The organism is Catellatospora coxensis (genome assembly GCF_016862635.1).
GTDB lineage: Bacteria > Actinomycetota > Actinomycetes > Mycobacteriales > Micromonosporaceae > Catellatospora > Catellatospora coxensis.
The window spans coordinates 80,482-103,963 of sequence record NZ_BONI01000014.1; the positions used below are offsets into that span (position 1 = coordinate 80,482).

Annotated in this window: 28 protein-coding genes; 8 read left to right on the top strand and 20 right to left on the bottom strand. The window is 72.8% G+C overall.

What is annotated here, in order from left to right:
• Positions 1–75: 75 nt before the first annotated feature.
• The 5 genes from Cco03nite_RS10350 to Cco03nite_RS10370 all read right to left on the bottom strand — a co-directional run bounded on the left by Cco03nite_RS10350 (position 76) and on the right by Cco03nite_RS10370 (position 4,524).
• A complete protein-coding gene (locus Cco03nite_RS10350; RefSeq protein WP_203691645.1) occupies positions 76–561 on the bottom strand; it encodes an SRPBCC family protein in 486 nt (161 codons plus the stop codon).
• Positions 562–564: 3 nt separating this feature from the next.
• Positions 565–906, bottom strand: a complete 342-nt coding sequence (locus Cco03nite_RS10355; RefSeq protein WP_203691647.1) for an ArsR/SmtB family transcription factor — start codon at positions 904–906, stop codon at positions 565–567.
• A gap of 47 nt (positions 907–953) precedes the next feature.
• Positions 954–2,477: an alkaline phosphatase D family protein gene (locus Cco03nite_RS10360; protein ID WP_203691649.1), complete on the bottom strand. Its 1,524-nt coding sequence runs from the start codon at positions 2,475–2,477 to the stop codon at positions 954–956.
• Positions 2,477–3,583 (bottom strand): hypothetical protein, encoded by a 1,107-nt coding sequence (locus Cco03nite_RS10365; RefSeq protein ID WP_203691651.1) that lies wholly within the window; start codon positions 3,581–3,583, stop codon positions 2,477–2,479. Before Cco03nite_RS10365 ends, Cco03nite_RS10360 begins: the two co-directional genes overlap by 1 nt.
• A gap of 146 nt (positions 3,584–3,729) precedes the next feature.
• A complete protein-coding gene (locus Cco03nite_RS10370; protein ID WP_203691653.1) occupies positions 3,730–4,524 on the bottom strand; it encodes a DUF6585 family protein in 795 nt (264 codons plus the stop codon).
• Positions 4,525–4,648: 124 nt separating this feature from the next.
• Between Cco03nite_RS10370 and Cco03nite_RS10375 the strand changes: the two genes are divergently transcribed.
• Complete coding sequence (locus Cco03nite_RS10375; protein ID WP_203691655.1) at positions 4,649–5,080, top strand: glutaredoxin family protein; 432 nt, start codon at positions 4,649–4,651, stop codon at positions 5,078–5,080.
• A gap of 20 nt (positions 5,081–5,100) precedes the next feature.
• Here the strand turns inward: Cco03nite_RS10375 and Cco03nite_RS10380 are convergent, their stop codons facing one another.
• The gene (locus Cco03nite_RS10380; RefSeq protein ID WP_239167268.1) at positions 5,101–6,306 is read right to left on the bottom strand and encodes an MFS transporter; all 1,206 of its coding nucleotides are present in this window, start codon (positions 6,304–6,306) and stop codon (positions 5,101–5,103) included.
• A 73-nt stretch (positions 6,307–6,379) separates the two neighbouring features.
• Here Cco03nite_RS10380 and Cco03nite_RS10385 point away from each other — a divergent pair, with 73 nt between their 5' ends.
• A complete protein-coding gene (locus Cco03nite_RS10385; RefSeq protein WP_203691657.1) occupies positions 6,380–7,285 on the top strand; it encodes a LysR family transcriptional regulator in 906 nt (301 codons plus the stop codon).
• An 83-nt stretch (positions 7,286–7,368) separates the two neighbouring features.
• Here Cco03nite_RS10385 and Cco03nite_RS10390 read toward each other — a convergent pair whose 3' ends face one another.
• From Cco03nite_RS10390 to Cco03nite_RS10415, 6 genes are all read right to left on the bottom strand, one after another.
• Positions 7,369–8,571, bottom strand: coding sequence for an ABC transporter permease (locus tag Cco03nite_RS10390; RefSeq protein ID WP_203691659.1), 1,203 nt, complete (start codon positions 8,569–8,571; stop codon positions 7,369–7,371).
• A complete protein-coding gene (locus Cco03nite_RS10395) occupies positions 8,568–9,263 on the bottom strand; it encodes an ABC transporter ATP-binding protein (protein WP_203691784.1) in 696 nt (231 codons plus the stop codon). Before Cco03nite_RS10395 ends, Cco03nite_RS10390 begins: the two co-directional genes overlap by 4 nt.
• Before the next feature lie 2 nt (positions 9,264–9,265).
• Positions 9,266–10,315, bottom strand: coding sequence for a peptidoglycan-binding protein (locus tag Cco03nite_RS10400; RefSeq protein ID WP_203691668.1), 1,050 nt, complete (start codon positions 10,313–10,315; stop codon positions 9,266–9,268).
• Positions 10,312–10,899, bottom strand: coding sequence for a hypothetical protein (locus tag Cco03nite_RS10405; RefSeq protein ID WP_203691670.1), 588 nt, complete (start codon positions 10,897–10,899; stop codon positions 10,312–10,314). Before Cco03nite_RS10405 ends, Cco03nite_RS10400 begins: the two co-directional genes overlap by 4 nt.
• Before the next feature lie 148 nt (positions 10,900–11,047).
• Positions 11,048–12,178: a sensor histidine kinase gene (locus Cco03nite_RS10410; RefSeq protein WP_239167269.1), complete on the bottom strand. Its 1,131-nt coding sequence runs from the start codon at positions 12,176–12,178 to the stop codon at positions 11,048–11,050.
• Positions 12,179–12,204: 26 nt separating this feature from the next.
• Positions 12,205–12,594 carry a response regulator transcription factor gene (locus Cco03nite_RS10415; protein WP_203691672.1) on the bottom strand — a complete coding sequence of 130 codons (390 nt, stop codon included), beginning with the start codon at positions 12,592–12,594 and terminating at the stop codon, positions 12,205–12,207.
• Positions 12,595–12,834: 240 nt separating this feature from the next.
• Between Cco03nite_RS10415 and Cco03nite_RS10420 the strand changes: the two genes are divergently transcribed.
• Positions 12,835–13,143 carry a hypothetical protein gene (locus Cco03nite_RS10420; RefSeq protein ID WP_203691674.1) on the top strand — a complete coding sequence of 103 codons (309 nt, stop codon included), beginning with the start codon at positions 12,835–12,837 and terminating at the stop codon, positions 13,141–13,143.
• Positions 13,144–13,153: 10 nt separating this feature from the next.
• Here Cco03nite_RS10420 and Cco03nite_RS10425 read toward each other — a convergent pair whose 3' ends face one another.
• Positions 13,154–13,741 (bottom strand): TetR/AcrR family transcriptional regulator, encoded by a 588-nt coding sequence (locus Cco03nite_RS10425; RefSeq protein WP_203691676.1) that lies wholly within the window; start codon positions 13,739–13,741, stop codon positions 13,154–13,156.
• 81 nt (positions 13,742–13,822) lie between these two features.
• On the opposite strand from Cco03nite_RS10425, the gene Cco03nite_RS10430 reads away from it, so the two are divergent.
• Positions 13,823–14,623 carry an SDR family NAD(P)-dependent oxidoreductase gene (locus Cco03nite_RS10430; protein ID WP_203691678.1) on the top strand — a complete coding sequence of 267 codons (801 nt, stop codon included), beginning with the start codon at positions 13,823–13,825 and terminating at the stop codon, positions 14,621–14,623.
• Positions 14,624–14,647: 24 nt separating this feature from the next.
• On the opposite strand, the gene Cco03nite_RS10435 is transcribed toward Cco03nite_RS10430, so the two are convergent.
• The 3 genes from Cco03nite_RS10435 to Cco03nite_RS10445 all read right to left on the bottom strand — a co-directional run bounded on the left by Cco03nite_RS10435 (position 14,648) and on the right by Cco03nite_RS10445 (position 17,144).
• Positions 14,648–15,733 (bottom strand): M20 family metallopeptidase, encoded by a 1,086-nt coding sequence (locus Cco03nite_RS10435; protein WP_239167270.1) that lies wholly within the window; start codon positions 15,731–15,733, stop codon positions 14,648–14,650.
• A gap of 168 nt (positions 15,734–15,901) precedes the next feature.
• Positions 15,902–16,357 carry a cupin domain-containing protein gene (locus Cco03nite_RS10440; protein ID WP_203691680.1) on the bottom strand — a complete coding sequence of 152 codons (456 nt, stop codon included), beginning with the start codon at positions 16,355–16,357 and terminating at the stop codon, positions 15,902–15,904.
• 157 nt (positions 16,358–16,514) lie between these two features.
• Positions 16,515–17,144: a lanthionine synthetase LanC family protein gene (locus Cco03nite_RS10445; RefSeq protein ID WP_203691681.1), complete on the bottom strand. Its 630-nt coding sequence runs from the start codon at positions 17,142–17,144 to the stop codon at positions 16,515–16,517.
• Between Cco03nite_RS10445 and Cco03nite_RS42800 the strand changes: the two genes are divergently transcribed.
• Entirely contained in the window at positions 17,136–17,258 is a 123-nt protein-coding gene (locus Cco03nite_RS42800) for a hypothetical protein (RefSeq protein ID WP_275412024.1), read from the top strand. The two genes, Cco03nite_RS10445 and Cco03nite_RS42800, sit on opposite strands and share 9 nt — an antisense overlap.
• Before the next feature lie 43 nt (positions 17,259–17,301).
• Here the strand turns inward: Cco03nite_RS42800 and Cco03nite_RS10450 are convergent, their stop codons facing one another.
• The gene (locus Cco03nite_RS10450; RefSeq protein WP_203691683.1) at positions 17,302–18,255 is read right to left on the bottom strand and encodes a sulfotransferase family protein; all 954 of its coding nucleotides are present in this window, start codon (positions 18,253–18,255) and stop codon (positions 17,302–17,304) included.
• A 186-nt stretch (positions 18,256–18,441) separates the two neighbouring features.
• On the opposite strand from Cco03nite_RS10450, the gene Cco03nite_RS10455 reads away from it, so the two are divergent.
• Positions 18,442–19,962, top strand: coding sequence for a metallophosphoesterase family protein (locus tag Cco03nite_RS10455; protein ID WP_203691685.1), 1,521 nt, complete (start codon positions 18,442–18,444; stop codon positions 19,960–19,962).
• A gap of 5 nt (positions 19,963–19,967) precedes the next feature.
• On the opposite strand, the gene Cco03nite_RS10460 is transcribed toward Cco03nite_RS10455, so the two are convergent.
• Complete coding sequence (locus Cco03nite_RS10460) at positions 19,968–20,444, bottom strand: hypothetical protein (protein ID WP_203691687.1); 477 nt, start codon at positions 20,442–20,444, stop codon at positions 19,968–19,970.
• A gap of 142 nt (positions 20,445–20,586) precedes the next feature.
• Here Cco03nite_RS10460 and Cco03nite_RS10465 point away from each other — a divergent pair, with 142 nt between their 5' ends.
• Positions 20,587–20,817 (top strand): hypothetical protein, encoded by a 231-nt coding sequence (locus Cco03nite_RS10465; protein ID WP_203691689.1) that lies wholly within the window; start codon positions 20,587–20,589, stop codon positions 20,815–20,817.
• Positions 20,818–20,826: 9 nt separating this feature from the next.
• Here Cco03nite_RS10465 and Cco03nite_RS10470 read toward each other — a convergent pair whose 3' ends face one another.
• Entirely contained in the window at positions 20,827–22,047 is a 1,221-nt protein-coding gene (locus Cco03nite_RS10470; RefSeq protein WP_203691691.1) for an MFS transporter, read from the bottom strand.
• An 83-nt stretch (positions 22,048–22,130) separates the two neighbouring features.
• Here Cco03nite_RS10470 and Cco03nite_RS10475 point away from each other — a divergent pair, with 83 nt between their 5' ends.
• On the top strand, positions 22,131–23,189 hold the full coding sequence (locus Cco03nite_RS10475; RefSeq protein ID WP_239167271.1) for a LacI family DNA-binding transcriptional regulator: 1,059 nt from the start codon (positions 22,131–22,133) through the stop codon (positions 23,187–23,189).
• 28 nt (positions 23,190–23,217) lie between these two features.
• Here Cco03nite_RS10475 and Cco03nite_RS42805 read toward each other — a convergent pair whose 3' ends face one another.
• Positions 23,218–23,352 carry a hypothetical protein gene (locus Cco03nite_RS42805; RefSeq protein WP_275412025.1) on the bottom strand — a complete coding sequence of 45 codons (135 nt, stop codon included), beginning with the start codon at positions 23,350–23,352 and terminating at the stop codon, positions 23,218–23,220.
• Positions 23,353–23,482 lie beyond the last annotated feature (130 nt).

Consider the following 23,482-nt stretch of genomic DNA (forward strand, 5'->3'; position numbering starts at 1 on the left):
CGAGGCCGCCTCGCCGGACGCCTTCGCGGCGGGGCCGCACCGGCGTCGGCGGAGGCGGCCGTCCCCGGCGGCTCGCTACGCGGCGAGCAGCTCGTCGATCTGGTTGATCGCCAGCGAGGCGCCCTCGACGATGCCCATGTCGAGCACCTGCTGCAGCTGCTCGGCGGACTCGTAGGTGCTCACGTACGTCGCCCGGGTGCCGCCGTCGCGGGCGGTGAAGGTGTAGACGTTCTTGGAGACGGGCATCGTCGGGCTCGGGTTGAAGTCCAGGTCGGCGAAGCCGTCGTCGAAGGACAGGCTCGACGGCTCGTCGACGGCGGTGACCAGCCAGTAGCCGGCGTGCTTGTCGCCCTCGGGGCCGGTCATGAAGTAGGTGACGCGCCCGCCGGGCCGCAGGTCGTGCTCGACCACGGTCGCCGGGTAGGTCGGCGGGCCCCATACCTTCTCCAGCTGGCGCGGGTCGGCGTAGAGCTGCCAGATCCGGGCCACCGGGGCGGCGAAGTCGGCGGTGATGGTCAGCGTCAGGTTGTCGAGGTCGTGCCGGACGTCGGTCACGGGCATGGTTCAGTCCTCCTGGTCGGTATCGGATGCGATGAGCTCGTCGATGCGCGCGATGCGGCCGCGCCACACCTGCTCCAGCTCGGCGAGCATGGACGCCACCGAGCGCACCGCCGCCACGTCGCCGCTGACCAGCTGCTCGCGGCCGCTGCGCAGCTTGGTGAGCAGGCCGGCCTTCTCCAGCACGGCGACGTGTTTCTGCACCGCGGCGAAGCTCATGTCGTACTTCGCCGCGAGCGCGGAGACCGAGTGCTGCCCGGCCAGCACGCGGCGCATGATGTCGCGCCGGGTGCGGTCGGCCAGGGCGTGGAAGAAGGCGTCTGCTTGGTCCTCGCTCTGCTCGGCCACGCCCCAAATATACAACCAATCGGTTGTACGTTGTCAAGAAAGCCTGGTCATCGCCGGTATTGGGCCGCCGAACCCCTGGTCGCCGGGTCCTCGTACGCCCCGGCGCGGCCCCGGTCGACGTGCCAGCTGGTCAGCGTGCTGACCGTGGCGTTGGGGTTGGCGCGGTCGCCGACCACCCGCAGCCGGGTCGTCCAGCGCTGCGGCGTCACCTCGTACAGGTCGTAGCCGTACCGGTTGCCCTCGAAGTACTGCAGGTGCGGGTTGGCCTGCCCGAGCCGCGGCCCGTTGGTCGCGTTCCAGCTCGCCGAGTACGCCCCCGAGGTCGTCGAGTGCGCCACGAACTCGGTCCCGATCACCGGTGCGGCCAGGTTGTCGAAGTCGGGGCGCACGTCCTGCACGAACGCGCTGTGCCAGTCGCCGGTGATGGTGACGAAGTCGGCGATGCCCTGCTGCTGGGCGTAGGTGAGCAGTTCGGTGCGCTCGGCCCGGAAGCCGTCCCACTGGTCGGTGAACATGTATCCGCCGTCGGGGTTGCGCTGCTGGCTGAGGAAGATCGAGTTGACCCAGCAGTGCCAGCCGCCGCCGCGCTGGGAGATCCGGTCCTTGACCCACTGCTTCTGCGTCGCGCCCAGGATCGACCCGCCGGTGAGGTTCTGCTCGGTGCGGTACTGCCGCAGGTCGAGGATGACCAGCTCCAGCAGGTCGCCCCACTTGCGGTGGCGGTAGATGCGCGGGTCGGGCAGCGCCGTGTCGGAGCCCTCCAGCCGCAGCGGCAGGTGCTCGTACCAGCCCTGGTAGGCCGCCGAGCGGCGGGCCACGAAACTCGCCGCGCCACGCGAACCGGTGTAGTCGTTGACGACCTCGTGATCGTCCCAGGTCAGGTAGAACGGGTGCGCGGCGTGCACGTCGCGCAGCAGCGGGTCGCCCTTGTACAGCGCGTGCAGCTTGCGGTAGTCGTTCAGGGTGTACGCGGTGCCCAGCTCCGAGCCCTCGTACACGTAGTCGCCGAGGTGCACCACGAAGTCCAGGTTGGCGTCGGCGGCGATGTCGCGCATCCCCGGGTACTCGCCGGACTGGTAGTGCTGGCAGTTCAGCGACGCGAACCGGACCAGGTTCACCGAGCCGACCGGCGCGGTCTTCGTCCGCCCGACCCGGCTGTACTGGCCCAGCGCCCGGAACCGGTAGTGGTAGCGCCGCCCGGCGCTCAACCCGTCGACGACGATGTGGACACTGTGCCCGAGCAGCACCGACGCGGCGACCGACCCGGACGCGACCACGTCGCTCATCGCCGCGTCGGTGGCGACGCTCCAGTCGACCTGCACGATGTCGGGCAGCGGCTGCACGTCCGTGAGGGGGTCCGGGGCCAGCCGGGTCCACAGCACGACGCTGGTCGGCAGCGGGTCGCCGGAGCCGACACCGAGGGTGAACGGGGCCGGATCCCAGCTCGCGCCCAGTGCCGCGGCGGCGGCGTAGGCGGCCCGCGGGCCGAGTTCCCGGGCCAGCGGCCACGCGGTGGCCAGCGCGCCCGCGCCGGCGGCGGCCTGCAGCAGTTGGCGGCGGTGCAGGGCCATCAGGCTCCTCCGGTGATGCTCAGGGACAGGGAGTCGACGTAGCCGTCGTTGGAGGCGCCGCCGGAGCGCACGAACAGCAGCTCGACCTGCGCGGTGCGGCTGCCCACGGGCACGGCGCCGGCCGCGGTGCGCGACAGCATCCCGGTGGTGTCGGCGCGCTGCGCGGCGGTGACCGGCCCGAGCACCACCGTGGCCAGGGTCTGCCCGGCGGCGTTGCGGAACGCGACGGACAGCTGCGCGGTGTCGTTCTGGTCGGCGTACCCGCCGAGCCAGGCCGCCACGTCGTAGCGGGCGGTGCCGGCGTCGATCGCCGCGGTGCCGGGCAGCGTCACGCTCTGCCCGATGCGGCTGCGGGCCGAGGTGCCGCCGCCGAGGAAGTTGACACCGCGGTCGGCCGGTCCGGGGCTGGCGGAGTTCGGATACCCGCTGGTGCCGTACGTGATGACGGCCGTGCCGCCCTCCAGGTGCGTCCAGCCGGGGATCGACGCGGTCGCGCCGCCGCTGCCGCCGGGGCCGGCGTCGCCGCCCGGGTTGGCGAGCAGGTTCACGTCCGGTGTGGACAGGATGAGCCAGAGGCTGTCGGCGTAGCCGTCGTTGGAGACGTTGCCGTCGCGGGTGAACAGCAGCAGCACCCGGGCGGTGCGGCTGCCGGGCGGCACGGTGCCGGTCTGGGCGCGGCGCAGCAGGCCGGTCGTGTTCGCGCGTTCGGCGGCGGTGACCGGGCCGAGCACGACCACGCCGAGGGGGCGGGCGGCGGCGTCGAGGAACTCGACGGACAGGCGTACGCCGTCGTCCTGGGCCGCGTAGCCGCCCAGCCAACCGCCGACGTCGAACAGGACCGTGCCCGCGTCGATCTGCGCCGTCATCGGCAGCGTGATCTGCTGCGTGAGCCGGGTGCGCGGGGAGTCGCCGCCGCCGAGGAAGTTCGCGCCGCGATCGGTCGGCCCGGGGCTGGACGCGGTCGGATAACCGCTGCTGCCGTACGCGATGACGGCCGCGACGCCCTCGATGGTGGTCCACCCGGGGATCACCGGGGTCGGCGTGCCGGCGCCGCCGGTGCCGACGTCGGCGCCCGGGTTGGCGATCAGGTTCGCTGTCTTCACCATGGCCTCCTGACGGGATCGCCAGCAGCGTGCGGGCGTCCGCTGTCGTGGCGGCGACGCACGCATGGCGGCCGCGTGAAGCGGCGGTGATCGCCGGACATCATCTTGCGGCGACCGCGACGGACCGCCGCGTGGGAATGTTCGTGCTGTCAGGACGTCTTGCGCTGTGACTCCGTGGACGTGGCCGGCGGGTCGGGCTGCTGCAGCTCCTGCCAGTGCCCGAACATGTGGATCAGCACCGTGAGTTCGGGAACGGCGCTGAGCAGCTGCGACACCGCCGGGCGGCGGCTGTCGGTCCAGATCTTCAGGCGGGTCTTGGCTGCCTCGACCCGCGTGATGGCGTGCCACGGCACCAGCGAATCGCGCCAGCGCACCCCGTCGGCGGCGAGTGTGATCGGCCCGAAGACCGCGGCGCCGGTCTTGCGAAGTTCTTCGATCTTGAGCGGGAGCTTGATCGCGGAGATGTTGGCGTCCACGAACGACACGATCTCCGGCAGTTCCTTGTAGCGCGGTTTGCTCAGGTCGACGACCTCGCCATTGGTCAGGTCCAGCCGGCAGATCGGCACCTCGACGTACGCGGTGCCGAGGTTGGTGACCCTGGTCCAGTACCGCAGGTGCGCGACATCCTGCCAGGTCACCACCGAGGTGGCCGTGCCCTGAGGATCGACGGTCAGGGTCCCGCCGGTGTACAGGTGCAGCCACGTGTTGGCCTTGCGCCAGGTGACCAGCGCGGCGATCGCCGCCAGTGCGAGCACGCCCACGCCCATCGCGATGACCGCGCCCACGCCGTCGTTGAGGGTCAGCAGCAGCAGAGCCAGCGCGGCGACGCAGACGACGACGACGATGTCGGCGGCGATCGCGGGCCGGTAGCGGCCCCGCAGCTCACCCAGGCCGGCTTCGGTCACGGCCTGCTCGATCGAGCGTCCACCCTCACGACCCACCATGGGCAGATCATGCCGCACACATGGTCATTCATCAATGGGTTGCGGTGTGCCAGGTCGGCCTGGAGATCGGCTTCGCCCGAACGCGGGTTACCCGGCTCGGGCGATGCCCGATAGCGTCTGGCGCATGGCACGCAGATGGATGTTCCCGACGCTGATCGCGATCAGCGGCGCGGCGATGGCGGCACGGCAGGTCGCCACCGGCTCCCCGGTCGCCGGGGCGGTGCTCGCGGTGCTGTTCGGGCTGCTCGCGTTCATCCTGTCGCCGCTGGCCTTCCCGCGGTCGATCGCCGCCGCCGAAGCGCAGCGGCGCGCCGCCGAGGACGGCAGACCCATCGTGTACTGGCGCACGGGCTGCCCGTTCTGCCTGCGCCTGCGCGCCCGGCTCGGTCCGGCCGGAGCGCGGCGGGCGCACTGGGTCGACATCTGGCGCGACCCGGACGGGGCGGCCGCGGTGCGCGCCATCACCGGCGGGGACGAGACGGTGCCGACCGTCGTCATCGGCGACCGGTCGCACGTCAACCCCGACCCGAACTGGCTCCGGCAGCAGCTCGCCTGACGGCGGTTCGGCCTGCGACGTCAGGCGTTGGCTGCCGGCGTGGCGGCGGTCCGAAACCAGCGCGGGCGGCGGGGGACCGCCAGCAGCGCCACTCCCAGCTGCACCGCCCCGGCGGCGATCAGTGTCGGGCCCGCCCCGGCCAGGCCGATGACCGCGCCGCCGAGCAGCAGCCCGGTGGAGACCGCGCCGTCGTGCAGCAGGCTTTCGGCGGCGAACGCCGCCCGGCGGTCGGCCCCTTCCGTGGTGGTGCTGATGAGCCGGTTCAGCGCGCCGATGCCCAGCGGCATGAAGAATCCGCCGGCCGCCGCGGCGCATCCGAGCAGGGCCGGCGACCCGGTCAGGGCGGGCAGTGCCAGGAACGTGACACCCAGCGCCGCCCAGCCGGTCGCCATCGTGGCCAGCATCGGCAGCCGCGGCACGAGGGTGGGCGCGAGCAGCGCCCCGGCGAGCGAGCCGATCCCGTAGCCGGTCAGCGCCGCCGACACCAGGATCCCGGGCCGTGCGGTCTGCGCGCCGAGGATGGCCAGCCCGAGCGTGAACGCGAACCACACGAGCCCGCCGACGGCCGACATGGTGACACCGATGCGGATGTCGCGGTGGCGGCGCAACACGTCGCGCAGCGGCGGCGCGACATCGAGCTCGGCCGCGGGTGCCGCGGTGCCGCGTACACCGAGCATGAGCAGCGCGGCGACGGCGACGCCGGTGGCTTCGGCCCACAGCAGTGGCATCGTGCCGCCCTGGGCCACGGCCCACCCGGCCAGCGGTGGCGCGAAGATCATCGTCACCCGGTGCAGGAAGTCCTGCCAGGCCAGCGCCTTCGTCGCGGCAGTCGGCCCGACCCGGTCGCCGAGGTCGGCCAGCAGCGCCCGCTGGGCGGGCCCGCTCAGCGCGGTCGCGCAGCCGGTGATCAGCCCGGTGGCCGCGAGATGGGCTGCGGAGATCCCGCCGAACGCGACCCCGACGGGCACCACGAGCAGGCCGACGACCTGCACCGCGAGTACGCAGGCCAGCGTCCGGCCTCCGGTCAGGCGCTGGCGCAGCCGGCGTGCCCACCACGCGGAGGTCAGCACCGGCAACCCGACCGCGCCGCCGACCAGGCCCGTGGTCCAGACCGAACCGGTCTCGGCCAGGGCCACCAGTGGCAGTGCGACGGCGGTGGCCCGCTGTCCCGTCCAGGTGATCAAGGTGGTGGTCAGCATCGCGGCGATGTCACGGCGGGGGTTCACGTCTTCGATCTTCGAACCGGGCCGCGTCGGACGGTAGGCGGTGATCCGTGACCGCTGCTCATAAGCTCGGCATATGAGCTCATTGCCGTCGGTGGACGATCTACGCCTGGTCGAGGCCGTGGCCAGGCACGGCTCGCTCGGGGCCGCCGGGCGCGAATTGATGATCAGCCAACCCGCCGCCAGCAACCGCCTCGCCGCGCTCGAACGCCGTATCGGCGAGCGCCTGTTCGACCGCGACACCACCGGGGCACGCCCGACCGCCGCCGGTCGCGCGCTGTGCCACGAGGCGACCCACGTGCTCGGCCACCTGGAGGCGATCTTCGACCGGACCCGTGCCGCCGCGCAGTCGCGCACGCTGACCGTCGGCACCTTCGGCAGCCTCGCGCCGTGGCTGTTCCCGGCCCTCGACGACCTCCTCGCCGACGCCGCCGTCACCCCGGTCGTCGACCACGGCGACCGGCTCGTGGGGTGGGTCGGCGAAGGCTCGCTGGACGCCGCGTTCGTCGCGATCGCCAACCAGCTGCGCCTGCCCGCGACCGTCGGCGCGGTCCCGGTGGCCGTCGACCGGCTGGCCGTGCTCAGCCCGTCCGGTGTCACCACCGGACGGGGCCGTCACCCGTTCGCGGGCCGCACGGTCGTCACCTACACGTACGACATGTCCACCGAGGCGCTGCACCGCAGGCTGTCCGAACTCGGCGGCATGCCCCGGACGGCGGCCACCGCCGAGACGGCGGTGCGCCTGGCCCGCAAGCTCGCCTGCCCGGCGGTGCTGCCGCGCGGGCTCGCCCTGGCGTACGCCGCCCCCGGTGAGCGGGTCACGGCCGCGGCGGTGACCGGTCGGCTCACCCTCTACATGGTCACCACCCGCCCGACCCCGCCCGAGTTCGCGCCGCTCACGACACGACTGCACACCCATCTCGGCCTGGACGGCCCCGTCACGCCGACCTCGACGGGAACCGCTGCCGGTGGCCGGCGTTAGGGTTCGCGCGGTGCCGGATCCAGCACCGTCAAGTCTCGCCTGGGCGGCCGGCGGCGAACCAGTCGGGTTCGCCGCCGGCCGGGTCAGACGCCTGCGAGCGCCTCGGTCGGCGTGAGCCGAGCTGCCCGGACCGCGGGGTAGAGGCCCGCGACCGCGCCGATCAGCAGCGTCGAGGCGAACCCGCCCGCCGTGGCCCACACCGGCACCACGGCGGGCCAGTGCTGGGTGGCCGCGTAGCCGCCGGTGACCGTGACGCCGATGGCGATGCCGCCGAGGCCGCCGAGGGCCGACAGCAGCAGCGACTCGACCAGGAACTGCAGCAGGATCTGGCCGCGGGTGGCCCCGAGCGCCCGGCGCAGGCCGATCTCGGACCGGCGTTCGAGCACCGAGATCACCATCGTGTTGGTGACGCCGATCCCGCCGACCAGCAGCGCCACCGCGCCCAGGCCGAGCAGCAGACCGCTGAACGTGTTCTCGGTGATCGTCCGGGCGGCCAAGGCGTCGGACGGCCGCGAGACCAGGACCTCGTGCGGCGCGCCCGGCCGCACGGTGCGGGGGAGGACCTTGCGCACCGCGACGACCGCGTCCTCGGCGGTGCGCGTGTAGACGGTCGTCGGATGCCCGTCGAAGCCCAGGTACGCCGTCGCCGCCGACCAGCCGACGAATACGGCGCGGTCCAGGTCCTCGGCCAGCGGCACCGGCCGCAGCACGCCCACCACGGTGAAGCGGTGGCTGCCGAGCACGATCTGCGGCCGGGCGGCGGTGTCGGCGATGCCGAGCCGTTGCGCCGCGGTCCAGCCCAGCACCGCCGTCGGGAAGTCGGCGGTGGGCAGGCTCAGCCAGCGCCCGCTGAGCGGGCTCAACCCGACCGTCTCCGGCAGGTCGAGCCGGCCCGCGTACACGGTGAGGCTGCCGGTCTGCGCGGGGTGGACGTGCTCGTTGCGGTACGCGTGCACGCCGGGCAGCCGCCCGACCGCCGACACCGACTCCACCGCCGCGACCCGGGCGATCATGGGGATCGCCTCGTCCGGCAGCTGCGCGGGCTTGTCGTCCGACGTCCGGCCCGGTTCGACCGTGAGCAGGTTGGTGCCCAGGTCGTCCAGCTGCCGGTCCAGTTCGGCCCGGCTGGAGCTGGAGATGCCGACCACGGCGATCATCGCGGCGATGCCGATCGCGATGCCGAGCGCGGACAGGAACACCCGCAGCCGCCGTGACCGCAGCCCGGCCGCGCCGACCCGCAGCACGTCGCCCGGTGACAGCCGCCCGGGTCGGGGCGGGGCGCTCATGCGCCCGCCCCGACCGTCACGGCGCCCGGTTCGCGCTCGTCGCGTACGACGAGCCCGTCGGACACCTCCACCCGCCGCGGCAGCCGCGCCGCCAGGTCCCGGTCGTGGGTGATGACCACGACCGTGGTGCCCGCAGTGTTCAGCTCCGTCAGCAGGCCCAGCACCGTCTCGCCGGAGGCGGAGTCGAGGTTGCCGGTGGGTTCGTCGGCCAGCAGCAGCGGCGGGTCGCCGATCAGCGCGCGGGCGATCGCGACCCGCTGCCGTTCCCCGCCGGACAGCTCGTGCGGCCGGTGGTGCAGCCGGTGGCCCAGCCCGACCCGTTCCAGGGCGGCGTCGGCGCGCCGCAGCCGCTCGCGCGCGGTCACGCTCGCGTACAGCAGGCCGTCGGCGACCGCCTCGCGCACCGCGACGCCCGGGGTCAGGTGGAACTGCTGGAACACGAACCCGATCGCGGCCCCCCGCAGCCCGGACAGCTGCCGGTCGGACAGGGCCGCCACGTCGAATCCGCCGATGCGGACCTGGCCGCTGGTCGGGCGGTCCAGCGTGCCGATCAGGTTGAGCAGGCTGGACTTGCCCGACCCGGACCGCCCGACGACGGCGACCGCCTCGCCGTATCCGATGTCGAGGCTCACCCCGCGCACGGCCCGTACCCCGCCGGGGTAGGTCTTGGTGACCTCGGTCAGCTCGACCACGTTCACTGCGCGACCCCCACGGTGACGCCCTCGGCGATGCCGTCGCCGCTGATCTCGACCTTGCCGCCGGCGAACAGCCCGGTCTGCACGGGCACGATCCGGCTGGTCGTGCCGTCACGCACTTCGACGCCGTAGCCGCGCTCGCCGACGGCCAGCAGCGCCTGGATCGGCACCACGAGCACGTTGGCGTGCTCGGCGGTGACGAAGCGGACCGACACCGGACCGGGCTCCGGCTCCGTCGCCGCTGTCAGGTCCAGCTCCACGGTGACCTTGGGCTGACCCTGCTCCGCGGGCGTCTGCCCCGGGGCGCCTTCGGCGGGCGCCACCACACCGACCACCGTCGCCTCGGCCGGTGTGCCGTCGGGCAGTGTGACGGTGGCCTTGACGCCCTTCTTGACCAGGTCGGGTGCGGTGGCGGGTACCTGCGCGGTGACCACGCGGGTGGTCGGGCCGGCGGTGAGGACGTCACCGGCGGCCGGTGCGCCGAGCCGGGCCGTGTGGGTGGCGACCCGCAGCGGACCGGGTGCGACGATCACGTCGGTCGGCGCGACGGTGCCCGTGATCGGCAGCCCGAGGTCCCTCTGCCACCGCTTGACAGCGGCTGCCGTGGACGCGGAGAAGGTCTTGTCGGCTTCGAAGCCGGTGTACTTCAGCGCGGTCAGGTTCTTCTCGAGCTGTGCGACGTCCGGGCCTTCGGCGCCGTCGGCCAGCACCCGGTAGAACGGCAGCCCGCCGTAGAGCAGCACGACCGGGTTGTTGTCCGCCCGGAGCAGGGGCTGTCCCCGCTTCACCGTGCTGCCGACGGGGGCGAGCCAGGTCAGGGTCCCGGTCGCCTTGGAGGTGACCGCCGACGGCCGGCCGAAGCCGATCTCGCCGTCGACGACCGTGGCTGCCGTGATCGTGGACCGGGTCACCTGGACCGTGTCGACCGTGGGAGCGCCGTCCGGGCTGTCGTCGCCGCCGGAGAAGACCCCGGCGGACATCGCCGCCGCCGCGGCGACCACCGCGGCGGCGACGACTCCGAACAGCACCCGGCGCGAGCGCGGGCTCATCCGACACCCGTCAGGCCGCTGGTGTCGGGCATGCAGATCTTCGCTGCGGCCTTGACCGCCGGCTGCTGCATCCGCGCCTTGTGGTCCTCCTTGGCCTGCCGCAGCGTGGCCCCGTCGATCGGGGCGGGGTTCGGATCGGGATCGGGCCAGTCCGGCACGCCGTTCTCGCGCATGCACTTGGCGATCTCCCGGTCCTCGCGCAGCCGCTCCTCGCTCGGCTTCTCGGGCACCTCCATCACCGGGGCGTCCAGCGCGGGCCACTTCTCGTAGCACTCGATCATCTCGGGGCTCGGGTCGCCATCGGGTATGCCCGAGAAGTCCGCCAACGTGTCGTGACCGAGGTAGGTGACCTGCAGGCCTTTCTCGTTCAGGCATTTGGCGAGGTTCTGCTTCTGCCTGTCGTACGCGTCCCACAGGCCTTCGGAACCGGCGCCGGCGGCGGAGTCGGCCTCGGCGGTGGTCCCGGGATCGCTGGACCCGCACGCCGCCAACATCGCCACCAGCAACGGCCCGCACGCGGCCAGTGCCGCGTACCGGAAACCACGCCCTGAACGGCGGCCCACACGTCTGCCGTCGATCGGCATTCACTTCTCCTTTGGAGCTGGGTTGCTCGACGCCGGAGGGGTTCGCCGGCGTCTCGGTACACAGTCCACCAAAAGGGTTGTTATCCGGGCGTTAATGAGAATACACACATTCCGTTAACATGATCCTAAGTGGATCGGCGATGGCGACTCAGGCCCGCGCGGCGTCACCGCGGGGGAGGATCACCCGCACGGAAAGGCCCCCGTCCGGGCGGGGGATGGCCAGCGCGTCACCGCCGTGCGCCTGGGCGACCGCGCGCACGATGGACAGGCCCAGGCCGCTGCCCCGGGCCGAACCGACCCGGTCGGTGAGCCGGCGGAACGGCTCGAACAGCGCCGGCACCTCGTGCGGCGAGATCAGCGCGCCGGTGTTGGTCACGATGATCTCGGCCTGCCGGGCCTCCTCCAGCGTCTGCACCCACACGAAGCCGTACCGGTGGTTGTAGCGCACCGCGTTGTCGACCAGGTTGCGGATCAGCTGCTCCAGCAGGAGCGGGTCGCCGACCACCGTCGCGGCCGCGAGCTGAGCCTGCACCTGCACCTGCTGGTCCGCGGCCGCCTTCGCGGTGACGTCGAGGGCGTACTCCGCCAGCTGCGCCAGGTCGACCGGCCGCCGGTCGGTGACCGCGTCCTCGGCCCTGGCCAGGGTGAGCAGGGAGTCGATCAGCCGTTCGTGGCGCAGGTTGACCGCGAGCAGGTTCTCGCCGAGCCGCTGCAGCTGCGGTGTGCTGTCCGGGCGGGCCATCGCCACGTCGAGCAGGGTGCGGCTGAGCGCGATCGGGGTCTTCAGCTCGTGAGCGGCGTTGGCGATGAACCGGCCCTGCCCCGCGAACGCCTCGTCCAGCCGGTCGAGCATGCTGTCGAACGAGTCGGCCAGGCTCTTCACCTCGCTGTGCGGACCGGCCAACTCGATCCGCTTGTGCAGGGTGCGCCCGGCGATCCGGTGCGCCGTCTCGGTGATCGTGTTGAGCGGGCGCAGCAGGCGCCCCGACAGCCACCACGCCCCGGCCGTCGCCGCCAGACTGGCCCCCAGCAGCGTCAGCCCTCCCTTGAACAGGAGGTTTTCGCGCATCGAGTCCATGATGATCTTCCGGGAGACCTCGTCGGTGGCGATCGCGTCGGCCACCCAGAAATCCTCAGCCGGGCTGTACTTCTCGATCTTGCGGGAGAACACCACCGCCAGGCTGTAGTCCATGCTGTTCTGGACGAGGATCATCACGCCGCCGAGCACCACGCTGCCCGCCAGCAGGAACATCAGCCCGAACATGAGGGTATGGCGCACCCGCAGGCTGCCGTGCCAGGACGCCTTCACGGCGACCGGTGGCCCGTCGCGGCACCCGTCCCGACCAGCCGCGGCCCCAGCGCTCGCACCCGCGCCACCAGCTCCGCGAACACGAACGGCTTGCCCAGGCAGTCGTCGGCGCCGGCACCCAGCGCGGCGGCCCGGTCGGCCTCGGAGACGAAGACGGTGAGCATCAGCACCCGTACGCCGGTCCCGGCCGCGACGACCCGGCGGCAGAGCTCGTCGCCGTGCGCCCGGGGCAGGCCCAGGATCAGCACGTCGTGGCTTCCGGTGGCAAGTTCGGCCGGCACCTGCGCGCCGTCGTGGGCCACGTCCACGGCGAAGGACTCCTGCCGCAGGCCCTCGGCGATGGCCCCGGCCATCAGCTCCTCGTCGTCGACCACCAGCACGCGCACATGACCTCCCTCGCCGGACCGCTCCTGGCAAGTATCCGGAGGCCGCGTTAGCAGATGGTGAACGTTTTCGCTTACGGTCCGCTAACATCCGCGGCCGTCGTGCCCCGAACGCGGTTCTCCCGGCGCATCATCTGCTCCCGGCGGCGGTTGCCTGGTCCGAGCGTTGGGGCGGGGCGGCCGCGACCGCGTACCGTCGGAGAGAACGCTTCGTACCGAGGAAGCCATGGGGGAGTCGGGGCCGTGGACACCACGACACGTCAGAAGGCCGCTTGGCAGGCTTACATCGACGTCGCCTACGGGCTGCAGCGCGCCATCTGCGAAGGCGAGCGGTATGACGGCGAGGTCGACTGGGAATGGGCCGGCGTACGCGGCAGCCTGCACGACGACCGGCTCAGCGTGAGCAACGCGAGGCTGCTGGCCCTGCTCGACCAGGCCCAGGCGCACTGGCGGGACTGCCCCCTGGACAACGAGGTGCTCTCGGGTTACCTCAACGAGATCGCGGACGGGTTGCGCGAGCTCGCCGAGGACCAGGCCATCGAAGGCTGGTAGCCGCCGTCGGTCACGCCGGATCGGGGCTGGGCCGGCTCAGCGCCTGGATCACACCTGACAGGTGTTCCTTGAGCCGACCGGGGTCCGCGCCGGTCAGGGCCGGGGTGGCGAGCACGTCGCGCATCAGCCATACGCCGGCGATCACGGACAGGACCAGTTCCGCGCGCTCGCCGGCGTCCGGGCCGGTGAGCAGGCCGGTCAGTCGACGGCCGACGTGCCGGCCGATGGCCTCGCGCATGATCTCGGCGGCCCGGGGGTTGCCGGCCGAGCGCAGCATGAGCAGGTACGGGTTGAGCGGCTCGGACGCGGGGTCGGTGCGGGCCACCAGGGCGGCGGCGAGCTGCGCGGGCAGGGCGGCCGGGTCGGCGCCGACCACGGTGGGCGCGGCGAACGACCGGTCGACGGCTTCGGCGAACAGCTGCTCCTTGGAACCGAAGTAGCGGTTGACCAGCATGGCGGTGACTCCTGCGGCGGCCGCGACCTCGCGTACACCCGCGCCGTCGTAGCCGGCGCGGGTGAAGGCCTCGATCGCGGCGCGGAGGATCGCCTCGCGGGTGGCCGCGGCGTCGCGGCGGCGTGGCTGGTCGGTCACACTCATGTCTACCAGTGTAGACACCCTGCTCAAGATAGGTCTACAGTCGTAGACATACCTGATCCGGGCAAGTGAAAGGTGAGGATCATGGATCTGCAACTGGCAGGCAGGCGGGCACTGGTCACCGGCGGCAACTCCGGGCTGGGCGAGGCGATCGCGCGAAGGCTGGCCGCCGAGGGCGCCGCCGTGGTCGTGCACGGCCGCGACGAGGCGCGGGCCCGCAAGGTCGCCGACGTCATCCACGCCGAGGGCGGCCGGGCCGACATCGCGGTCGGCGACCTGGCCGACGACGCCGGAGCCGACGCCGTGGCCACGGCCGCGCTGTCCGATGGACCCGTCGACATCCTGGTCAACAACGCCGGTGTGTACGACCACCTCAGCTGGAGCCAGGCCACCCCGGCCGACTGGGCACGCCTGTACGACGTCAACGTCGTCTCCGGGGTGCGGATGATCCACCGGCTCGTCCCGGCGATGCGCGAGCGTGGCTGGGGACGTGTCATCCAGATCGGCGGCGGCCTGGCCGGGCAGCCCACCGCCGACCAGCCCCACTACGCGGCGACCCTCGCGGCACGGCACAACCTGGCGGTGTCGCTGGCCCGCGAGCTGTCCGGCAGCGGCGTCACCTCCAACGTCGTCGCCCCCGGCGCGATCATGGTCGACGGCGTACGCGAGCTGATGCTGCAGGTCGCGCCGGCCAGGGGCTGGACCGGCGACCTGGCCGAGATCGAGCGGGCGGCGGCGCGGGCCTGGGTGCCCAACGACACGGGCCGCTTCGGCCTGCCCGACGAGATCGCCTCCGCGGTGGCGTACCTGGCCAGCCCGCTGGCCGGGTACATCAGCGGCGCGAGCCTGCGCGTGGACGGCGGCACCATCCGCAACGTCCAGTGACCCGATCGGTGGCGCCGGGGCGGGTCACCGGGGCCGCGACGTCCGGATCGCGGCGATCAGTCCGGTGACCAGGTTCGCCCGCTGCGGCATCGCGTCGATCAGCAGGTATTCGTGGTCGGCGTGCGCGCCGCCGCCGACCGCGCCGAGCCCGTCGAGAGTGGGCACGCCCAGCGCGGCCGTGAAGTTGCCGTCGCTGCCCCCGCCGACGGACCTGCCTTCCACGCCTGGCATCAGCTGCTGGGCCAGCGCGAACAGCTCCGCCGAGGCCGACTCGGGCATCGGCGGCCGGTCGACGCCCCCGGTGACCGTGACCGTGGCACCGGGCAGCCGCGGGGTGAGCGCCGCGAACGCGGCCGTGACCCGGTCGGCCTCGGCCGGTGTCTCGACCCGTACGTCGACGACGATCCTCGCCTCGGCAGGCACGACGTTGTCGGTGGTGCCGGCCGAGGCGACGGTCGGGGTGACGGTCGTGCCCAGGTCGGGCCGGCCGATCGCCGCGATGGCGAGCACCTGGTGCGCGGCCTCGGTCAGGGCGTTGACACCCGACTCGGGTTCCAGCCCGGCGTGCGCGGCCCGGCCGGTGACCGTGACCTGGAACGTGCCGCAGCCCTTGCGGCCGGTCTTGAGGCCGCCGCCGTCGGCCGCGCCCTCGAGCACCAGCACCGCGCCGCAGGCCAGTGCCCGCTGCTCGATGAGGGCCCGGGAGCTGCCGGAGCCGACCTCCTCGTCAGCGCTCACCAGGATCTCCACCCCGGACCGGTCGGGCAGCGCCGCCACGCCGTGGACGGCCTGCACCAGGCCGCCGAGCATGTCGAAGACCCCGGGCCCGGTAGCGCGCCCGTCGCTGACCCGGAACGGACGCCGCCGCAGCGTGCCGAGCGGGAACACGGTGTCGTGGTGGCCGAGGATCAGCACGCGCGGCTCGCCGCCGCCGCTCCAGTGCACGTGCGGGCCCGCCGCGCTGTCGACGAGCACGGCCCGGCCGCCGAGCCGGTGCTCGATCACGGCGGCGAGCGTCTTGGCCGAGGCGGTCAGCGCCTCGTGGTCGCGCGACGGCGACTCCACCTCGACGAGCGTCCTGAGGTCGTCGATCATCGCGTCGAGGTCCACTCGGATGCTCCCTGCTCGCGTGCCGGCGGGCGACGGCGGTTCCGCCCTTGTCAGGCGGATACTGCCATCCGGTCGGCAGGCCGGGCCAGGAGGGCCGGGTGATCATGCGCAGCCGTCAGGAACCGTGCGGGTCGAGCGGGACAGAACGGGCCGAGATGCCGCCGTCCGTCAGTCGGGGATCCGGATCTGGTCGCCGGTGTTGGAGATGAACACCACCAGCAGCTTCGCCGGCTCGGTGGCACTGGTGTTCTCGGTGAGCACGTGGTGCGCGCCCGGCGGCTCGACCCAGTTCTGGCCCGCACTGTAGGTCTGCACCGGCTGGCCTTCGAGCTGGCTGCGCACCGCGCCGTTCAGGACGTACGCGTACACGAACGCCTCACCGTGGCGGTGCGGGACCGCGCGCGAGCCGGGCGGGAAGTCCACGATCGCCGAGGTGAACGTCTTGCCCGGCACGTTCGGCAACGCCTGCTCGACCAGGACCGTCACGGTCTCCTGCGGCGGTTCCTCCCGGGACACGGCGGCGACCGGCACCCGGTCCGCCGGACGTTGCGCCGTCGTCCAGCCGACGGCCCCGGCCGCCATGCCGACGGCGAGCACGACCCCGGAAACGCGCGTTCCGAACATGACTGATCCCCCTCAGCCCTCGATGAACCGGGCCGCTGGGCACACGCCGTCGTGCACGCCGGCCCAGTCGAATTGTCCTACCTCAGCCACCCGGTCATCTCGCGGAACAGGTAATCCAGGCCTGGCCGGCGTCCGCAACCCGTCCCGAACCGCCCGGTCAGGCCGCGCGGGCGAAGGCGGCCGGGTCCAGCAGCAGCACGGACGGGACGGCGGGATCGTGCAGACGCAGGTAGAACAGCCCGATCCCGGCGAGCCCGCACATCAGGCCCGGGGTGGACCCTTCGCGGGTGCCGCACGGCCACGGCCGGTCCGGGTGGTCGTGGTGCTCCCGGCCCGCCTCGGCGACGTCCCGCACGAGCGCCGTATGCGACGGCTCGCCGAGGATGTCGGCGGCGTGCAGCAGCACCTCGGCGTTGCCGCCGAGGCCGTGGCACAGCGAGTAGTTGCCGGTGCGGCCGGCCAGCGACGCGCTGAGCATCCCGCGGGTGGTGGCGATGCCCCGGACGGCTTCGTCGCGGCAGGTCCCGTCCCGGTAGAGCCGGTAGGCGCGCAGGCGCGACAGGGCGATGCCGGGCGCGCCGTGGCACCAGGTGCTGATGAACGGCGCCGTGCGGCGGTTCCCGCGTCGGGGGAGCTGACGCAGGTCGGGCCAGTTCTGGCGGACCGGATCGAACAGGTGCCGCTCGTAGGCGAAGGCGCGCTCGCCGGCACTGCGGTAGCGGGTTTCGCCGGTGCGGTGCGACAGTTCGAGCAGGGCCTGGCCGATCCCGGCCGTGCCGTGGGACATGCCCGCCAGCGGCGCGCCGGATCCTGGAACCCGACCGGCCCACCCGCGCCGCGGGCCGAGGGTTCGTCGCACGTGGTCAAGAGCCAGGACCGGGTGCTGTACAACCCGTACTGAGTCCGGGCTTGAGCGCGTGCGTGGCCGGGCCGCGCACGCGCTCCTAATCGGCCGGGTAGCCCAGCCGTTCGGCGAGGTCGCCGTACCTGGACCGGAAGGCCTTGCGGTGGCGCTCGTCGAAGTGGTTGCGCCAGTCCCCGGGCACGCCCTTGCGGTAGTGGTTCATCTCGTCGACCTCACCGGGCCGGCGAGCCGAGTCCGACAGCCGGGTGAACGTGTAGTGGTCCACCGCGAGCCGCGGAAACGAGCGCGGCAGCCGGTCCAGGGTGAACGCGGGCAGCGCCCGGCGCAGCCTGGCCTTGCCCGGCTCGGCCCGCAGCGCGCCGAGCCGCCACCGGGCCGCGGCGGTGCGGACCAGCTCGCCGACCACCTTCGGCGGCACCAGCAGCCGGTAGTGGTCGAAGATCTGCGTCCAGGCGGCGACCTGCTCGCTGATCTGGTCCTCCATGCGAAGTTCCAGGACCTCCGGCTGGCGGTAGTCCCAGGTGCTCATGTGGTCGAGGAAGTACCCGCTGAACTCGATCTCCTCCAGCAGGCCGTCCGGGACGTCCAGCTCCAGCAGCCGTCTGCGGTGGTCGATGAGCTCGTGCCAGGTCACCCCGAGCGCGTGCACGCCGTGGGTGTTGCGGTGGCTGAAGTAGCCCGACACGACGATGTCGCGCGGGTCGCGGATGACGTTGACGGTGCGCCGCTCCGGCAGGGTCTCGTAGTCCTGCTGCGCGATGTTGGTCAGCGACAGCAGGTCGACCCGTTCCTGCCGGACGAGTTCGGCCAGCGAGCCGTAGGGCGCCCACTGCTCCGGCGCGATGACGGTGAACATGTTCAAGCCGAGCAGGCCGCAGGCCTCCCGCAGGATGGCACGCGACCAGCTGGACGCCGCCTTGTGACGGCCGGAGTAGACGAGCAGCACGCGACCTCCAGAGCCGTCCGCGACGTACGCCGACAGCGCCGTCGGCCACCGGGCATCGAGGGTGATCGAGACGTAATCCTGCAACATTGTTAACAGACAGGCAAGCGACCGCAGCGGGTCCACATGAGACACATGCTGTGTCGCGGGAAGCCCTCGTCCGGTGGTCAGCGCAAACGTTGAAACTTCTGAAATCGCCCAAAACTCACAATATTGTGCGAAGGGGGTAAATGAGGCTTTGCGGCGAACAATCGCCGGACCGTGAGGAGAGACAGAGTGAAGAAACCTCGGCATGCTGCGCGGTGGGGGCTCATAGCCGGTCTGCTGGTCGCGGCGGTGCTCACGTCGGCGACTGTCTCGCCCGACCAGGCCGTGGAGGACGGCGGCCGCTCCGGTGGCCGTGGCGACGGCGGCGGTTACGGCCCGACCCCGCCACCGACGCCGCCACCTCCGGGCGCGCCGCCGCAGGAGGCCTGGGCGTGGACCCAGCTGATCCCGGGCGGGGCCCAGGTCAGGGTCGCCACCCCTGCGGCCACCTGCCCGATCCTGGTCGTCACCACCGGCGCCCAGGCGGTACGGCACCAGATGGTCCTCGAAAGCACCGTCGCCCTCTACCCGGCCACCGCCACGGTCTGCACCCGGCGGGTCGCCGCCACCGCCACCGCGGCCCGCATCGACGTGTCGACCAGCCCCGTCCCGGTCCGGCCGAACGCCAGCGGCACCGTACCGCTGCCGAACTGGACCCAGCCCGGCTCGCCGACCCGGCGCCCGGCGAACATCGCCCTGATCGGCGACACCGGCTGCCGCATCCCCGCGACCGGCACACCGCAGGCCTGCACGCCGCAGGGCTGGCCGTTCCAGCGCGTGGCGACCAGCGCCGCTGCCGAGCCGGTGCCGCCGAACCTGGTCGTGCACCTGGGCGACTACATCTACCGGTCCCGTCCCGGCCCGACGCCGTCGCCGTTCTGCGGCGGACCGGGCACCAGCCCGAGCATGCACACCTGGGGGTGCCTGGTCGCCGACTTCTTCCTGCCGGCGGCACGGCTGCTGGAGCAGGCGCCGTTCGTGTTCGTGCGCGGCAACCACGAGACCTGCGGGCGCTCGGGCGAGGTCTGGTTCCGCTACCTGGCTCCCACGCCGAGCCTGACGGCATGCGGCGCGCCGAACCCGGAGGACTTCAGCCGGCCGGTACGCATCGACGCGGGCACCCTGGGGCTGCTGCTGGTGGACACCTCCTGCGCCTCCGACGAGGCGAACCCGCCGTCCTGCGCCCTGGCCCAGCGGCCCGCCCGCTACACCGCGCAGTTCAATGAGGTGAACAACAGCCTCGTGCGGGACGGGGACAACTTCCTGCTCAGCCACACGCCCATCTGGGCGGTGCGCGGCGAGACCGCGGCCGGCAACCCGGTGTGGATCGACGAGATCCTGTCCGACGCGGTCGCGGCGACCAGCCTCGGCATCCTCGACCGGCGCATCGACCTGGTCCTGGCCGGCCACATCCACCTGTACCAGCTGCTCACCTTCGACGCGAGTGCGCAGTTCCACCGCCCGCCGGTGGTGACCGTCGGCGCGTCGGGCACCGAGCTGGACCCGAAGACGTGGCAGGACAGCGCCTTGATCGGCAAGCTCCTGGACGCTGTCGCCATCGGCGAGCTGATCACGGTGGACCGGTTCGGCTACGGCGTGCTGCGCGACACCGGCACGACGTGGAACCTGCGCTTCTTCAACCAGTTCGGCACCCGGGTGCCCGGCACGAACTGCAACCTCGTCGGCGCCAGGTTCCCGAACTGCGTGTGACGGCTTCAGCTCGGCTCGGGCCGCAGGCTCGGATTGTTGAGCACGTCGGCTGCCACCATGACGCGGCTGGGATCCCGGGGATGGACCCGGACGGGCACCACGATGCCCGGGCGGATGCGGTCCCAGCGCGTCCGGTGGTACGGCTGCCGTGCGGTCGCCGCGTACGGCGCCCGGCCCGGCACCTCGACGGTCATGGTCAACCGGAAGTAGCGCACGTCGTTGCTCTCCCACTGTGCGGTGGGTTTCACCTCGGTCACCAGGCCACGGCCGTCCACGCCGTGCGCCAGGATGGCGTTGCGCCCGTCGCGCCAGCGATTGACCAGGAAGAACACGACCATCAGGAATACGCCGACGCCCGCGAACGCGGGGCCGACCCACCATCGCTCGTCGTCGCGATCGAACACGACGAACGCGACGAGCCCGATGCCGACGAACATCAGGCAGAACGCGTACTGGCCGATGCGGCGAAGCAACCGGAACATCCATACACTGTCGCGGCCATCGGGCGGTCGGGCCAGAGGCTGGGGGAGTCGTCTTTCCGATGGTGGCGGGCGAACCGGTCGGCAGCGCCGGATCGCGGCCATTCGGCCCTGGTCGGGGACCTGCCGTCGGTACCGTGAGCACATGACGACGGTGACGGCGAACGATGTGCGGGTGCTGGCGCGGTCCCGGGACACCGATCCCGTCCTGGCCGTGGTCGACGGCGAGCTCGTGGTGATTCCCGAGGCCGAGGTCAGGGAACAGGACAGGGTGGTGTGCACCCAGCGGACGCTGGTCCACGAGCTGGGCATCGAGGTGAGCGACATCGAGGCGCAGCTGTTCGCCGGTCGTCTGACCGCTCTTCTCGCCGAGTGATGCCTGTCGTCACCGGACCGCGCGCGGCAGCGCGAGCAGCACCAGCAGTGCCCCGGTGGCCATGACGGCGAACACCATCGCCATCCCGAACGCCTCGGTGAGCGGGCCCACCACGACCGGCGCGGAGATCGCGCCGACCCGGGACAGGGCCGAGACCATCGACGCCGTACGCGCGGCCGGGATGCCGTGCCGCACCGAGAGCTGATCACCTGCCCCGAACAGCAGCGGGAACACCGGACCGGCGCCGATCCCCGCCACGGTGACCGCGACCAGCACCCAGCCGGCCGGCCCCTCGGCGACGGTGACGCCGAACCCGGCGAGCACCGCCAGAACCATCGTCACGCCGCTGCCGGCGGCCACCGTCCGTGCACCCCACCGCCGCTGGGCGGGGTCGAGGACCAGCCGGGACAGCACCAGGCCGGCGGCGAACAGCACCGGCGCGACCGCGGCCAGCTGCGGTGCGGCGTCCAGGCCCCGGCTGAGCAGCAGCCCGGTCCACTCCTGCCCGGGACTCTCCACATAGCTGGCCGCCAGCGCCGCCACGGCCAGCACCGGCAGCAGGTGCCGCAGCCGGATCGCCCGGCCCCGCTGTGCCGGCACGTCCGGCCGCTGCCGGGCGGGTGGGGGTGGCAGGCTGCCCGGCGTGACGTCGGCGCGTGGCCGCCACGACGTCGCCGCGACCTGCGCCGCGAGGACGACGGCCGCCACCACGCCGAGGTGGACCAGCACCGGGACGCCCAGGCCCACCGCCGCGGCGCCGAGCAGCCCCGCCCCGGTCAGCGACAGCGACCAGGTGGCGTGCATGCGGCCCATGAGCGGGCTGCCGAACTCCTGCTGCACCTTGACCGCGGCGGCGTTCATCGTCACGTCGTGCGCGCCGTCGAACAGGTTGGCCAGCAGCAGCGCGGCTGCCAGCAGGAACAGGTCGGGCGCCCAGACGACGGCGACGGCGAACAGGGCGTATCCCGCACCGGCGACCAGTGTCGCGCTCGACTCCCGCACGACCCGGGTCAGCGCCGGTGCGGTGAGCGAGCCGAGCAGGCCGCCCATGGCCGCCGCGAACAGCGCGGCCCCGAACTCGCTCTCGTCGGCGCCCACCCGGTCCGCGATCTCCGGGTAGCGCGTCAGCAGGCTGCCGTAGAGCACGCCGTTGACCGCGAACGCCGCCGCCGGCCGGGACCAGTCGGCCAGGCGGACCCTGCTGGCGGCGGTGCTTGGGGCGGAGGCCACGAGCTAAACTTATACGTATCAGAAAGCTCGGACAAGCTCAGTTATACGTATAAGAAGACACCCGCAGCTCAGAGAGTGATCACATGGGTACAGCTCCGCGGCCCCGGATGACCGACCTGGCCCGCGCCCTCGGCGTCAGCCAGGCCACCGTCAGCAACGCGTTCAACCGGCCCGACCAGCTGCGGCCCGAGCTGCGCGACCGGATCCTCGCCGCCGCGCGCGAAGCCGGATATCCCGGACCCGACCCGCTCGCCAACACCTTCCGCCGCGGGCGGACCGGAGCCGTCGGCTTCATCGTCCACGAGCCGCTGCAGTACCTGTTCGAGGACGCGACCGCCCGGCTGACCATGGCCGGAGTCGCCCGCGCCTGCGGCGAGCACGGCTCATCGCTGGTCCTCGTGCCGCGCACCGAACCCGGCCGGCCCGACATCGTCTCCTCGGCACTGGTCGACGGGTTCGTCGCGTTCTGCGACCCACTCGAACCGGAGCGCACCGAGCTGCTGCGCGCCCGCCGGCTGCCCGTCATCGGCCTCGACGCCCCGGTCGCCGAAGGCCGGCCGTACGTGGGCATCGACGACCGGGCCGCCGCCCGATCCGCGGCCGCCCACCTGGCCGCGCTCGGCCACCGGCACTACGGCGTCATCAGCTTCCCGCTGGCCCGCGGCTCCGCACCCGGGATCGCCCCGGAGGGCCTTGCCGCCCCGACCGACTACGTCGCCAACCGTGCCCGCCTGGCCGGCTACCGCGACGGCCTCGCATCCGCGCTCGACACCGGCGGATCGGCCGTCGTCGTCGCGGCCGCCGGAGTCGAGGAACGCCACGGCGCCGCCGCGGCCGCCGCGCTGCTCGGCCTGCCGCAGCGGCCCACGGCCATCCTGGCGATGGGCGACCGGCTCGCCCTCGGCGCGATCTCGGCCGCGATCGAGCACGGCCTGACCGTTCCCGGCGAGCTGTCCGTCGTCGGCTTCGACGACGTGCCCGACGCCGCCACCGCGCGGCCGGCGCTGACCACGGTGCGGCAGCCACACGACGAAAAGGGCGCCCAAGCCGTGCACCTGCTGTTCCGAGAAGAAGCGCCGGCCAGCCCGCTGCTGCTGCCGACCGAACTCGTCATCCGCGGCTCGACGGCGCCCCCCGCCTGACCGGTCACGGAGCCGGCGGCGCGCCGCGTCAGCCGCCGGTGTACTCCGGGTCGTCCGGCCCCTCCGCCGGTTCGATCGGGTGAGGGGTGCGTCCCCGCTGCTCGCGAATCTCGGCCTCGTCGTCCTCGCGGACGATTTCCGGCTCTTCGGGCGTCTGGCTCATCGCGGCCTCCTCGGTCGGGCAACGGCATGCGTACCCGCGACGCGCCGTTTTCACTCATCGGCATGGGTCACCGGCTGGACGGTGCGGCGGTGGATGGTCTTGTCCGGTGAGCGATGATCTCGGCCCGGCT